Source organism: Streptomyces sp. NPDC001843 (assembly GCF_042891955.1).
Lineage (GTDB): Bacteria > Actinomycetota > Actinomycetes > Streptomycetales > Streptomycetaceae > Streptomyces.
In genome coordinates this window covers 989585-1003035 of sequence record NZ_JBIATQ010000001.1, presented here as the reverse complement: position 1 = coordinate 1003035, position 13451 = coordinate 989585, and the positions used below count along the sequence as shown (strand labels likewise).

Here is a 13451-nt window from a genome sequence, read left to right as displayed (position 1 = left end):
ACCTTTGATTCCGGATTGTTATTTGAGGTTCTCCTGAGGTTCTATGGCCTGACTCACACTTTTCCCTCCCGACACCCGAGTGCTGCTGCCCAGAAACACCCGTGTCACACTCGACCCATGCGCGTGTATCTCGGCTCGGACCATGCGGGCTTCGAACTCAAGAACCACCTCGTCGAATGGCTCAAGGCGGCGGGCCACGACCCCGTCGACTGCGGTCCCCACATCTACGACGCCCAGGACGACTACCCGCCCTTCTGCCTGCGCGCCGCGGAGCGCACGGCCGCGGACCCCGACTCCCTCGGCGTCGTGATCGGCGGCTCGGGCAACGGCGAGCAGATCGCCGCGAACAAGGTGAAGGGCGTCCGGGCGGCCCTGGCCTGGAGCGAGGAGACGGCCTCCCTCGGCCGCCAGCACAACAACGCCAACGTCGTGGCGGTGGGCGCGCGCATGCACACGCAGGAGGAGGCGACCAAGTTCGTCGAGACGTTCCTCGGCACGCCGTTCTCGGGCGACGAGCGCCACGCCCGCCGGATCGACATGCTGTCGGCCTACGAGACGACGGGCGACCTGCCCCCCATCCCGGCCCACCACCCCCAGCAGGGCTGAGCCTCTGGGGGCTGCCGCCCCCAGACCCCCGCCTCGCCCTGAACGGCCTCGTCCTCGAACTCCCCCAGAAGGGGCACCCCCAGACGGGCTGAGTCATGCCGACCGGAGCACAGACAGAAGGCACGGCCGAAGCCCGCCGGAGCACAGGGACGGAGCCCGCCGGGGTGCAGGGGCGGAGCCCCGCGAGGGGTGCAGGGGACGCGGTCCCCGCCGGGGTCTGGGGCGGAGCCCCAGGTGGGGGACTTCCCAGTTGGCTGCCACGGGCGGGCGGGTGGGAGACGTGGGTCCAGGGGCGCAGCCCCTGGCGGGATCCGGGGCAGAGCCCCGGGGAAAGGAACGGGCACCGTGCCAGAGGGGCACACGATCCACCGGCTGGCGCACGACTACGCCGCCCACTTCTCCGGCACGGCCCCCCACGTGACCAGCCCCCAGGGCAAGTTCTCCGACGCCGCCGAACTGCTCACCGGCACGGAACTCACCCACACCGAAGCCCACGGCAAGCACCTCTTCCTCGGCTTCCGGGACCCCGAGGACACGGACTGGGTCCACATCCACCTCGGCCTCTTCGGCAAGGTCACCTTCGGTGACGCCCCCGCACCCCCGCCCACCGACACCGTCCGCCTCCGCCTCGCGAACACCACCTCGTACGTCGACCTCCGCGGCCCCACCACCTGCGCCCTGATCACGCCCACCGAGAAGCAGGCGATACACGACCGCCTCGGCCCCGACCCCCTCCGCCCGGACGCCGACCCGCAAGCCGCGTACCGCCGCATCTCCCGCAGCCGTACGACGATCGCCGCCCTCCTCATGGACCAGAAGGTCGTCGCGGGCGTCGGCAACGTCTACCGCGCCGAGGTCCTCTTCCGGCACCGGATCGACCCGTACCGCGCGGGCCGCGACATCACCCCCGCCCAGTGGGAGGCGATCTGGGCCGACCTCGTCGAGCTCATGCACGAGGGCGTCCGCAACAACCGCATCGACACCGTCCGCCCCGAGCACACCCCAGAGGCCATGGGCCGCCCGCCCCGCGTCGACGACCACGGCGGCGAGGTGTACGTCTACCGCAGGGCCACCCTGCCCTGCCACATCTGCGGCACCGGCATCCGTACCGCGGACCTCGCCGCCCGCAACCTCTTCTGGTGCCCGACCTGCCAGCGACCTTGAGATCACCGGCGCCGGCAGACCGGCCCCGTCACTGCGAGAAGTCGTACGTCCGCACGTCGAAGGTCCTGCCCAGGGAGTCCGTCGGCGTCACCGTCACCGTGCTGCCGTCGACCGTCACCTGCAGGAAGTGGTACACCTGCGCGTCGCTGGTCGGGACCGGGGCCGCACCGCACGCCGAGCCCTTGGCCTTGCTGTACGACCAGCCGACGGCGTACGCGTCGGTCGCGGAACAGCCGGTGCCGCCCCTGACCGGAGTGGCCTTGGCGCCCCCGCCTCCGGTGACATAGCTGATCACGCCGCCCGGGGGTGCGGTGTTGCGCTGGTAGTCGTGCGCGTGTCCGTTGAACACCAGGTCCACGCCGTTGTCGTGCAGCAGCGACTCCAGGCTGGACGGCCCGGCGGAGACGCTGAGGTAGTTGTCGTCGGGTTCCGTGGCGTCGTCCGAGCGCAGCGGGAAGTGGAAGACGGCCATCTTCACACCGCCCCGGTGCGCGGCCAGATCGGAGGCCAGCCACTGGTACTCGGCGGACGAGACCGTCCAGTGGGCGTCATGGTCGACCTGGTATATCGCGCAGTGCGAACCGCACGTGCCACCCGTCGCCGTGCCCGTGTTGCTGTTGCCCCAGGCCGCGTCCAGCATGTAGATCCGTACCCCGCCCGTGGCGACGGCGTAGTACGCCGTCGGGTAGGAGCCCGGGCTGGTGCCGTCGATCGACGGGTAGCCGACCATGGCGTAGGTCCCGCCGGAGGCTGTGGCGACGGCGGCCGTCGGCCAGTTGAGCAGGTAGGTGGAGTTCTGGCCGTGGTTGCCGCTCACCGCGAACATCGGGACGCTCATGCCGGGCTGCGCCCAGTACTGGGGGCCGAAGACGGCGCTGACGTCGATGCCCGTCTGGTTCAGGTCGCCGTAGTTGGTCTGCGATCCGCCCTGGTAGGCGACGTCCCCCGCCGACACCGCGAACCGGACCCCGCTGCGGCCGAGCTGGGACAGCACATCGGCCTGGTTGACGTTGACCGAGCCGTCGTCGACGCCGCTGTTGGTGGTGTCGCCCCAGTCGCCCAGCACGGCGAAGCTGAACGGCCTGGTCGAACCGACCGGTTCCAGGGTGGTGAACCCGGGAGTGGCCAGGGTGCCGAGCAGGTCCACCGGGGCCGAGCCGCCGGTGTACACCCGGTAGCAGTACGCGGTGCCCGCCGACAGCCCGCCGACGGTCACCGAATTGCGGTACTCCGTCACGCCGTTGACCGTCATCGGATAGCCCGAGTTGCCGGAGGTGACCGTGAACGCCGAGCAGTTGCCGAGCGGGCCGTAGCGGACGCTGCCCTTGCTCTGCGTGGTGGTGCCCCAGTTGACCTGCACCGACGTGGTGGTGAGGTCGGTGAGGTACGGAGCCCGGGTGAGGTGGGAGTCGGCCCCCGGCAGCGCGGCGTGCGCCGGGGAGGTGACCGCGAGGACCAGGCCGAGCCCGGTGGCGACGGCGGCGGCGGTCTGTGTCAGACGTCTTCGGGACGGTCGCGCCCCTCCCCGTGCTCCGAACGGTTGGTTCATGACGTTCTTCTTTCCGTGGATCTTCCTAGGCGACCCGGGCCGCCTGCCGCGCGACGCCGGGCCAACAGCGTCACGCCCGCCACCAGGACCGCGGCGAACCCTGCCAGCCGAAGCAGGTTCGGCCAGTACGCGATCCGCGCGACGGCGTGCCGGTGCGTCGTGGGCGCCGCGTTCGCGAGGGTGGCCGTCCGTCCGGCGGCCGCCCCGCCGCGCAGTTCGCGCAGCACGTCCAGATAGCGCCGTCCATCGGCGACGGACGGTTCGACGTAGGAGTTCTCGCTGAACTCGTTCCAGCTGATCAGGCCCAGTACGTCCGGGTGCGAGCCGACGGCGGCGGTGTACTCGGCGCGCAGTGTCGCGCCGTTCTTGCGCGGCACCTCCTTGGTGCCGCCGACCATCCGGGCGTCGAAGCCCGGTGCGAAGGGGGCGACCCAGAACCCGTGGTGGGCGTGTACGGCCCTGCCCATGGCGTCGAGCTTGGTGGCGTGCCGGGGGTTGGTGTCGGGGTTCACCGACGACCAGTAGTAGGCGTCGCCGTCGGTGACGTCGGCCAGACGCTCGTAACCCCGTTCGTTCTTCTCGGTGTTGAGCACCAGCAGTCTGCCGCGCACCGGCCGGGTGACACTCGCCACCTCGGCGTGCGTGTACGCCCATGTCCCGCTGAACACGGTGAGCGGTTTTCCGTCCAGCCGGAAGAGCACCGGACTGTCGGCGAACGACTTGGCGAAGTAGGCGAAATCCGCCGCGACCTTGGCCGCCGGCAGCGGGTGACGCTGGAAGTCCAGGCCCTGGTAGATGATGGTTATCTTGAAGTCCTCGGTCGCCGCGACGGACATCAGCAGCCGCAGTCGCCGGTTGTTCACCGGGGTGCTCTTCCAGCTGACGATGAATCCGTTGATGCCCGCCGACTTCGCCCAGGCGATGTGCGTGCGCATGACCCCGGTGTCATCGCTGGAGTACCGGCCGAGCTGAGGGTAGTCGGTCTTCGCCCGCTGCCAGGACGACGGCTGGAACCACTGGTAGTAGTAAGCGAGCAGCGGGACGCCTCCGCCCCCCGCGCCGGAACGGACGGCCGCAGCGGCCTGACCGGGCACCGCGCCCAGCAGCCCCAGCAGCAGGGTGAGGACGGCCACCGCCGTCCTGGTGCGTCTCATGTCAGCAGCACCTTCCCGCCGGAAGGCTCGCCGGGCGGTTCCCCGGCCGCGTCGCCCGCCTCCTGGACGCGTGGTTTCCCGCGGAGTCCGGTCCTCCTCGCGGCCCTGCGCGCCGCGGACCGTCCGGCGAACACGAGCCCGACCGCTGTGGCCAGCAGCAGTACGGCGGCGCCCGCCAGGTCCTCGTCGCCGATCACCTGGACGTCCACCTCACGGTCCTTGGACAGCCGCACCTCCTGGCCGGCCGTCACTCCGCCGGCCTTGACGTCGACCGCGTAATGGCCGCGGGGCAGCCCGCGCAGCGTCGCCCTTCCGTCCTTGCCGAACGGGACCGTACGTACCGTCCCGTCCGGCATGGTCACCTCGGCCGCCGAACCGGTGGCGGCCGAGAGCATCGCGTCGTGGGCGGTGATCGTCAGGTCGTGGAACTGCGTGACGAAGACCGGCTTGCCCGAGGCCGCCGGGGTGAAACGCTGCTTGCCCGCGTCGACGGTGTTCGTGCCGTCCACCATCACGCTCTGCAGCGAGTACGAGATGGTGCGCGTGGTGAGAACGCTGTCGCGGAAGACGGGGAGCAGGCCGTCCAGCCAGACGGTACGGCCCGGCGGGACCTCGATCCTGCTTCCCGTGTCGCTCTTCATGGTGGTCGAGCTGATCCGCCCTGCCGCGACCGGTGTGCCGTGCTGGTCGGTGAAGGAGGTGGTGACGGGGTAGCGGGCGGAGAAGGCCGCGGTGACCGTGTAGTCGGCGCGCAGCGGCAGCCCCGTGACGGACGGGCGGAACGCCTGGTCCGGGTCCCGCTGGCCGAACCAGCGGGCGAATCGGTAGTGACGGTTCCTGGTGTTGATCGCGGCGTCCGTCAGCGTCAGGGCGTGCTCGTCGAAGTCGTGCGATCCGGTGTACTCGGCCTGACCGTGGGAGTCGGTGACGAGTTGCGTGCCGTCGAAGGTGAACCGCACATGGGACAGCACCGGAACGGTCCGCACGGTCACGGTCACCATCCACGGTTTACGGTGCGGATGCGGTCGCTTGGGCGCGGTGTACGCCGCAGCGGCTCCGGCCGCCGCGCACACCATCACGAGCGCGCCGAGCAGAGCCGCCGCGCGCTGTGCGCGTCGGCGCCACGGACGGGCCGGTGTCACCGTGCGCGGCGCCGCCATGAGCGCACCCCCTTCGTGAGCCGCTGCCCCACGGCGGCGGTGAGCACCAGCAGGGCGGCGATACCGACTGCCCCGCCGTACACGCCGTAGACCATCGCCGACCGCACCGGCCGGAGGGCGACCGGTGCCGTTGTCGTGGCAGGGATGATGTCGGCCGGTCGTGGCCCGTTCCGGAAGTCGAAGGCCCGGCCCAGGCTGGTCGCCTTGGTGTCCCGGCCGCCGAGCGCCTTCAGCCCCCAGTTCTCCTCGACGAACCGCAGCGCGCTCGTCGCGTCGAAGACGGTGTGCTCCACCCGGCCCCGGGGCACATACGGGCTGACCAGCAGTGCCGGCACGCGGAAGCCGTAGCCCGGGGGCGGCGCGACGTGGTCGTACCAGCCGCCGGATCCGTCGTAAGACCACAGCAGCGCCGAGGAGTTCCAGTAGCCGCTGAGCATCAGCTGCGTGGTCAGATTGCGCACCAGTCGCTGTCCCGCCGGGACGGAACGGGCCGAGCGCTCGCCCGCTCCCGAACTCGCGATGTAGGCGACGGCGGGCAGTCGGCCGTGTTCCAGGTCCACGTAGTACTGGTTCAGGTCCACGATGTGGCCCCGGAGCTCGGGGTCGTCCACGAACCGTGGTGAGTCGAGCAGCGGGACGCGGACCGTCTGGGTGGCCGGATCACCCTCGGAGCGTTGCCGGAACGTCTGCTTCGGGTCGTAGTCCTCGACGTAGAACTTCCAGCTCACCCCGGCCGCCTGCAGGCGGTCGAAGATCGTCGTCCGGCCGGAGAGCGCAGCGCCGCCCGCGACCCAGTACGCGCGGTCGGCCCGGGTGCCCTGCCGTGCGGAGGCGAAGAAGTGGTCGAAGAGCTGGTAGCGGTCGGCGGCGTTCCAGTAGAAGGGCAGATCGCGCCGGTCGTAGTGGCCCATGGCGGCTGCCCCGTCCCGCCCTTGACGTTCGTACGCCGCCACGAAGCCGTCCATCTTCCCCCCGTCGTACTGCCGCTCGATCACGGTTTTGCCCGCGGCGAGGGCCGCGGCCGGGGCCGCCTTGCCGTGCAGGGCGTACGGCTTGACGCATCCCTTGTGCGGATGGGCCAGGTCACGTGCCTGGCACGTGTCGGCGGGAAGACCGTCGGCACCGGGATACGTTCCGAAGTACTGGTCGAAGGTGCGGTCGCCCTGCATCAGGTAGACGAAGTGCCGTATGGGGGTCCTCGGCTGGTGCGCGCCCGCCGCGTCCGCCGGAGCGCCGGCCGCGAGGACCAGCATCACCGCTGTCTGTGCGGCGAGCAGCAGCCTCCCCGCCCGGCGCCTCATGTGGCACGCACCTGGTAGATGACGACCAGGGCCTTCCCGCCCCGTCCTCGGGCGGTGAACACGGCCCTCCCGTGATAGTGGTCGATCAGCGTCAGGGCCTTTCCGGTGAAGAAGGGGGTGCGTTTCGCGCTGTAGGAGTCCCACACGACGTACTGGAACTCACCGTCGCGAAGCGCCCGGTCGGGGTTGGAGACCGGCTCGTAGGAAGGGTTGCGGCTCCGGCGGTCCGGGCTCACCGACAGCGCCTGCGCCCTGCGGTGGCCGTAGAACTGGAGCACGTTGCCCATCGACGGCCCGATCACCAGCAGCTGGGCGCCGTTCGGCACATGTCCGTGCAGCCACGTCCCGGCCTCCCGCCCGCCGGGCAGCCCGCCGGAACCGGCGAGGAAGGTCCCGTCAGGGGACGGGGACACCCGCTGCCACGCGGGCACGACGAGGCTCGCCGCCACGGCGAGGGTCAGCGCCACCGCGGCGGCACGCGGCAGCCGGACGCGCCGCACCTCCGGCCAGGGCAGCGACGGCAGACGGCGCAGAGTGCGGCCGGCCAGTACCGCCAGCGGCGGCGCGATGGGAAGCAGGTACTGGAAGCCCTTCACCGGCCAGATGGTGAAGAACAGCACAGGGACGCCGATCCAGCACAGCAGCAGCCGCTCACGCCAGGTGTTCTCCCGGCGCAGCCAGACCATTCCGGCGCCGGCCGAGACCAGCACCAGCGGGCCGACGGCGGGCGGAACGGCGGTGAAGTAGAAGGCCCATGGGTGGTTCGGCCGGCGGAAGAGCTGCCACAGGAGATAGGCACCGCCGGTGCGGGACCGGTCGGACAGCGCCAGCGCCAGCGGCGACGCCGCCGCCACCACCGTCATCGCGAGCAGCGCCGGCAGCAGTTGCCGCCACCGCATCCGTACGGCCGGGGTCAGGGCGAAGAACGCGTACAGCCCGCCCAGCAGAACGACGCTGGTCTCCTTCGCCAGCACGGTGGCGCCCATCATCCCGGCGGCTGCGAGCAGCCACCGCGGACCCGGCCGCTCGGCGAAACGCACTACGCAGTAGAGGGCCGCCGTCGCGCACAACGTCATGGTCCCGTCCAGTAGCACCTGTCGGCTCACCACCACGTGGTACGGCATCACCGCGAGCAGCAGCGCCGCGGCGAGTCCGGCCTTACGGTCGTACAGCCTGGCACCGAGCCCGTACGTCATGGCGACCGCGGCCACGCCGATGGCCGCGGGCACCGCGCGGGCCGTCCAGTCGCTGAGGTGGACGCGCAGCACCAGTGACAACAGCGCCTGGAACAACACCGGGTGGGCACGGAACACCGGGAAGATGGAACCGAGGGAGCTGTTGCCGGCGAGGGAGGCGGCTGTGCCGGTGTAGACGGCTTCGTCGCTGTTGAAACCCACCGCTGTGAGGCGCCAGAAGCGCAAGCCGGCGGCGAGGGCGAGTACGGCGGTCAGCGGCATCGCCGAGGCGAGCCGCAGCAGGACCGCCGACCCGTGAGCGGGCCGGGGCGCCCCCCCCCCCGGGGGGGGGGGGGGGGGCGGGGGCGCGGGGGGGGGGGGGCGGGCGCGGGGCCCCCCCCAGCCGCCCCGCCCCCCGGTGCGGGGGCCGCCCCCCACCGCCGCGGGGGCGGGCGGTGCGGGCCGGTTCCCGGGTGGTGGAGTCCGGCGCATGGGACTCCACCACCGCGCCGGACCGGCCAGGGGGGTCGGCCGGCCCGGCAGTCCCGGTGGTTCCCATCGCCTCGGTCCCCTCGACGCCGGCCTCGGCCGTCTCCAGGGAACCGAGCGACTTGGTGGGCTCTTTCACGACGCGATCGGCCCGGGGGTCAGGCGGACTCCCCAGCGCGGCCAGGCCTCGGCCCGCGCCCCCTCCTCCTCGGCCGCCCGCTGTGGCACGGCCGCCGTCGGCGTGCTGCCGTTCGGGTCCGTCGTCCCTCCGCGCTCTTCGGCGAGCAGCCGGGGGATCTCGTCGGCCCATCCGAAGCGGTCCGAGGCCAGCACCCGGGTGCGCACCCCGGACAGGAAGCCGCCCAGGATCTCCCGCTCCAGCGCTTTGAGCTGCGGATACGTCAGCCCGCCGATGGTGATCGCCGGGGCGAAGTAGCGGTAGGGCGGGAAACCGTACGCGTCCTCCGTGTTGACGAGCATCCGCTCCAGTGCCTCGCCCTGGTCCAGGTCGCGCAGGCCCGGGGTGCCGCGCTCGATGACGAACAGCTCCTCGACCCTGGTGGTGCTGCCCATACGGCACGGAACCAGCCGGTCGACGCTGTACTTCGGCGGCGGCACCAAAATCTGGGTGACCGCGTTGATGCCCATGATCGGCACGTTGAAGCGGGCCAGGGCGAGTGCCAGCGAACGGCCGCCCTTGGAGTGCAGACGACTCTGCAGGTTCAGTCTGCGCCACTCGGCGCGGGTCAGGTCACTGGCGTTCACCGCGCGCAGGGTGTGCGAGCTGATCGTCAGCGGCTTGGGGAAGCACACCGCGTTGCCGTCGGCGTCCACCACCGTCATGTCGTCCGACAGGAACCGCCCGCCGTGCTCGCGCAGCAGCCGCAGGACGGTCGCCGTCTTGCCGGTGTCGGTCAGGGCGGACAGCATCACCCCGACGCCGTCCAGCTCGACGCACGCGGAGTGCAGCAGCATACGGCCGCGGGAGATCAGGACGAACCGGAGCAGCGCCTCCAGCACGTTGGTGTAGACGACGTGCGGCGAGCGGGCCAGCAGTGGTCCGATCTCCACCCTGATCTGCTTCCCCAGACGCACGCTGAAGTTCGCGCCGAAGCGTCCGAGGTGTTCCTCGTAACGGATCGCGGCCGCCTCGGCGGGCTGCGCCTGCTGGGTCAGCGAGGCCCGGCGGTGCGGGGACCGACGGCCGACGTCCCCGACCCGTACGGCGATGTCCACCTCGTCGTCCGCGATCCACTGGGCGCGGAAGAACTCGAGTTCGGGCAGGCGGATCTGGGAGCCGATCGTGACGGTGCCGGCCACGTCGTAGCGGTACGGCAGGTACGTCGACCGCTTGCGGCCGGCGGCGCGGTGCAGTCCCGCCGCGGTGGCCACCGGACCTGGGTCGACGAGCAGCCGTACCGGGTCGCGGCCGCCTGCCCTGGCCGCGCCTGTTCCGTAGATCACGCGGTCACTGACCAGGAAGCGCAGCAGGAAGAGCAGTACGAGCGTGGCCGCGTTGGCCGTGAGCACGCCCAGCCCCGACACCACCAGCGCCTGCAGCAGAGGGAGTCTTCCGATCAACAGCAGGTTGTTGAGGGAGAAGAAGCGCAGCGCGCGCCCCTTGAAGCTGCCGGAGCCGCGGCCCCGGTAGACCAGACCCTCCACCAGGAGGAAGTTCCACGTGGTGGATGCCTGGGTGGCCAGTGCGGCGGCGACCAGATGGTGCACCCCGAACCGGTCGAACAGCAGCCACAGCGCGGCGGTGTTGACCGCGACCCCGGAGAGCCCGACCAGTCCGAACCCCAGGAACCGCATCAGTTGCCGAAGGCGTGCGCTCCGGTCGGCGGGTTTCTCGCGGAGCTGGCCGACGAGCCGGTCGCGGCGCAGCCGTGTCACGTGCCGGAGGAATGCCAGCCCCTCACGGAAGGAGGCCTTGGAGTCGCCGGCCTCGCGGGACGCGAAGGCGTAGGCGACCTCCGCGACGCGCAGCGACGGGTGACGGACGAGCATCTCCAGCAGGATCTTGAAGCCGAGCGGGTTGAGTCCGTCCAGGTCCACCGCGTCGGTGCGGAACGCGAACAGGCCGCTCAGCGGATCGCTGACGGTCGCCAGCCGTCGTGGGAAGACCGTCTTGACCATCCGGGTCGAGGCGGTCGAGGTCAGCAGTCTGGAGGTGCCGGACAGTCCGGCACTCGACCCGGTGCCCGCGTAGCGGGTGCCGACGACGATGTCCATGCCGCCGCGCATCGCCGTGCGCGCCAACAGGGCCGCTGCCTCCGGCGGATGCTGCAGGTCCGCGTCCATCACCAGGACCCAGCCGCCTCTGGCGTGCCGGGCGCCGGTGACGACGGCGCCGGAGAGGCCGCCGCCGCGCGAACCGGGCGGCCGGTGCAGCAGCCGCACGGGAATGGGGCTGTCCGGGGCGAGGCCAGCGAGGACGTCCGGGGTCGCGTCGTCGCTGTCGTCGACGAAGAGCAGTTCCGCGTCGAGCCCGGTCAGTGCCGGGGTCAGCCGCGCCAGCAGCAGCGGGACGCTGTCCTTCTCGTTTCGGGTGGGTATCACCAGAGTCAGCCGGGGCGGGGCGGCATCGAGTCCGCCACCGAGTTCGACTGCCTCGGTTCCGACGGGTGCAGAGGTCAGTTGCGCCATCTGAGAGGTCCCCCCTGGGGAACGCGGAACCCGGGACAGCCGCGCAGCACAGCAGCGGCCGACGTCTCCGGGGTCCCGTGAGCGGGCGTGAAGGAGTACGGCGACCCCTGTCGGCGTACGGTCTCGACGCGGCAAGGGGGACGTGCTGAGAACCTTCGCGGTTCTCGCCTGGTCCATGGTCAGGAGCAGTGGACGGCAAGCACGTGGGGGGCGGGTGCGACGCCGGGACGAGGCTAGCGGTGCCGGTCAGTGTTTGTGGAGTGTTTGGTGGCAACTCGTGAATATTTTCCGCAACGTTCACATACTGCGACCCTTTTGGCATCATTTGCGGTGAATCGTGACGCGGAAAGCCAAGCCGGAACACATGGTTCCGGGGGTGTTGGCCCGTAATCGGGCTTTCGTCGGTTACACCTAAATAAACCCTTTGGGAAGACTGGTTCGCCGATGTGATTTATGGTCAGCATGGGCGCATGAAGTCAGACCCGTACGAAGCCGGTCAGGCATCGGACAGAGGCGAGCGCATGGCAGCCGTCGTCGCGACCGTCGGTGTCCTGGTGTCGACGCTGGCCAGTCTCGGCGAGCAGCTGCGGCGAGACTTCCCCGAGGTCCTTCCGCCCTCGGCACCCGCCGGGCTGGAAGCCCTGCGCGCCGAGAACCAGCAGCTCAAGGAGGCCCTGGAAGGGCGCTCCGTCATAGAACGAGCCAAGGGCGCCCTCATGGTGCTGCACGGTTGCGACGAGATCGACGCCTTCAAGATTCTCGTCACCACATCCCGGCGGGAACGACGGAAGGTCCGCGCGGTGGCGGCCGACGTCCTCCAGCAGATCGCCGGTCTGCCACCGGTGGCCCCCCGGCCGGCAGCACCCGCGCCACGCGCTCACGTCCGTACCGGCCCCAGCGGCTGACCCGTGGGCCCGCCCTTCTAGAACCCGTGCGGCAGCCACGGCGCCACCGCCGACCCGAACCCCGCCGACGCCTCCGCCAGCGCACCGTCCCGCAGCTCCCGTACCAGCCCGGCCGCCGCCAGCGAGGTGAGCGAGACGCCGCCCAGGTACGCCGACCCCAACTCACGCACGCTGAGCGCGAGATCGGCCGGGTCCTCGGTCCGCGCGCACCACGCGCCCTTCGCATCTCCCGTGAGCCGCCAACGCCCGGCGTTCCACGGGCAGAAGGCGTCCTCGACCTCGAACACGACATCGAGCGGCACCTGGTAGGCGCGCGCCTCGAGTGCCGCGCCGACGTCCACCAGCCGCACGTGCAGCGAGTCCCGTACCAGCAGTTCGCACCGCCGGATGTCGGACACCAGGAACTGCCAGGGCTCGTCCACCGGCCGCCGTCGCGCGTCGATCACCGAAGTCAGGTCGATGTCGAACAGGAACCGCCACACCGCGGCGTGCGCCGCCGGGTCCAGCGCCTCCATGTCCTCCAGCAACACCGTCCCCCTGGCCCCGGCCGGCTCCCAGACCGGCTTGACCCGGAACCGCGCGTACCCCACCAACTCCCCGTCCCGCTCGGCGGCCACGCACTGCAACGGCGACGCCCCGTCCCGCTCGCTCGCCGGGTCCAGCAGCATCAGCCGCTCCCAGCCGGGCGCCCGCGCCACCATTCCCGGCCGCAGTGGCACCCGCCGGGCGTACAGGGCCTCGCACGCGTCGAGGACGTCGGCAGGGGCGGCGTACCGCAGCCTTACGCCGTCGGTGCCGGGCGGTACCGACAGCCGTACCCGGGTCGTGTCGATCCGCGCGTTGACGTGGTACGTCCCCACGCCGTACCCGAACCGCCCGTAGATGGCCGGTTCGGACGCCGTCAGCACCGCCAGCGGCCAGCCCCAGGACCGTACGTCGTCCAACTGCCGCCGCATCATCGAGGTGAGCACACCGCGCCGCCGGTGCGTGGCGGCCACACTGACCATGGTGACCCCGGCTGCCGGCACCGAGGCGCCACCGGGCACCGTCAGCCGAAAACTGAAGGCTCCAGCCGTGCCGATGACCACGTCACCGTCCCAGACGCCGATCGAACGCCCGGTCTCGGTGAGCGAAGCCCACAACTCCCGCTCCTCGGCCGCCTCCGGAACCCCGCCGAAGGCCCGGAGCAGGCTGTCGTACCACTGGTCCCATTCGCCCGGCCGCAGCGCCCGGAGATCGGTCACAGGACTACTCGCACGGTCTGTCGCCATGCACCATGCGTACCAGCGCGTTGTCGGA

10 protein-coding genes are annotated in these 13451 nt (G+C 71.2%); 3 read left to right on the top strand and 7 right to left on the bottom strand.

Going from position 1 to position 13451, the window contains the following annotated elements; translation table 11 throughout:
- The first annotated feature begins 117 nt into the window (after positions 1 to 117).
- Both ACFYZQ_RS04655 and ACFYZQ_RS04650 read left to right on the top strand, forming a co-directional pair.
- Complete coding sequence (locus tag ACFYZQ_RS04655) at positions 118 to 606, top strand: ribose-5-phosphate isomerase (RefSeq protein ID WP_389141513.1); 489 nt, start codon at positions 118 to 120, stop codon at positions 604 to 606.
- A 345-nt stretch (positions 607 to 951) separates the two neighbouring features.
- On the top strand, positions 952 to 1770 hold the full coding sequence (locus ACFYZQ_RS04650) for an Fpg/Nei family DNA glycosylase (RefSeq protein ID WP_389141511.1): 819 nt from the start codon (positions 952 to 954) through the stop codon (positions 1768 to 1770).
- Between the two features lie 28 nt (positions 1771 to 1798).
- Here the strand turns inward: ACFYZQ_RS04650 and ACFYZQ_RS04645 are convergent, their stop codons facing one another.
- The 6 genes from ACFYZQ_RS04645 to ACFYZQ_RS04620 all read right to left on the bottom strand — a co-directional run bounded on the left by ACFYZQ_RS04645 (position 1799) and on the right by ACFYZQ_RS04620 (position 11160).
- Positions 1799 to 3319: a fibronectin type III domain-containing protein gene (locus ACFYZQ_RS04645; RefSeq protein WP_389141509.1), complete on the bottom strand. Its 1521-nt coding sequence runs from the start codon at positions 3317 to 3319 to the stop codon at positions 1799 to 1801.
- Entirely contained in the window at positions 3316 to 4473 is a 1158-nt protein-coding gene (locus ACFYZQ_RS04640; RefSeq protein ID WP_389141507.1) for an endo-1,3-alpha-glucanase family glycosylhydrolase, read from the bottom strand. The genes ACFYZQ_RS04645 and ACFYZQ_RS04640 overlap by 4 nt, the downstream gene beginning before the upstream one ends.
- Entirely contained in the window at positions 4470 to 5633 is a 1164-nt protein-coding gene (locus ACFYZQ_RS04635) for a hypothetical protein (RefSeq protein WP_389141505.1), read from the bottom strand. The genes ACFYZQ_RS04640 and ACFYZQ_RS04635 overlap by 4 nt, the downstream gene beginning before the upstream one ends.
- Positions 5612 to 6934 (bottom strand): alkaline phosphatase family protein, encoded by a 1323-nt coding sequence (locus tag ACFYZQ_RS04630; RefSeq protein WP_389141503.1) that lies wholly within the window; start codon positions 6932 to 6934, stop codon positions 5612 to 5614. Before ACFYZQ_RS04630 ends, ACFYZQ_RS04635 begins: the two co-directional genes overlap by 22 nt.
- Positions 6931 to 8391: an ArnT family glycosyltransferase gene (locus ACFYZQ_RS04625; RefSeq protein WP_389141501.1), complete on the bottom strand. Its 1461-nt coding sequence runs from the start codon at positions 8389 to 8391 to the stop codon at positions 6931 to 6933. Before ACFYZQ_RS04625 ends, ACFYZQ_RS04630 begins: the two co-directional genes overlap by 4 nt.
- A gap of 342 nt (positions 8392 to 8733) precedes the next feature.
- On the bottom strand, positions 8734 to 11160 hold the full coding sequence (locus ACFYZQ_RS04620; protein ID WP_389141499.1) for a glycosyltransferase: 2427 nt from the start codon (positions 11158 to 11160) through the stop codon (positions 8734 to 8736).
- 557 nt (positions 11161 to 11717) lie between these two features.
- Here ACFYZQ_RS04620 and ACFYZQ_RS04615 point away from each other — a divergent pair.
- Positions 11718 to 12152, top strand: coding sequence for an ANTAR domain-containing response regulator (locus ACFYZQ_RS04615; RefSeq protein ID WP_389141497.1), 435 nt, complete (start codon positions 11718 to 11720; stop codon positions 12150 to 12152).
- Positions 12153 to 12169: 17 nt separating this feature from the next.
- On the opposite strand, the gene ACFYZQ_RS04610 is transcribed toward ACFYZQ_RS04615, so the two are convergent.
- Positions 12170 to 13423, bottom strand: a complete 1254-nt coding sequence (locus ACFYZQ_RS04610) for a GNAT family N-acetyltransferase (RefSeq protein ID WP_389141495.1) — start codon at positions 13421 to 13423, stop codon at positions 12170 to 12172.
- Positions 13424 to 13451: the final 28 nt, after the last annotated feature.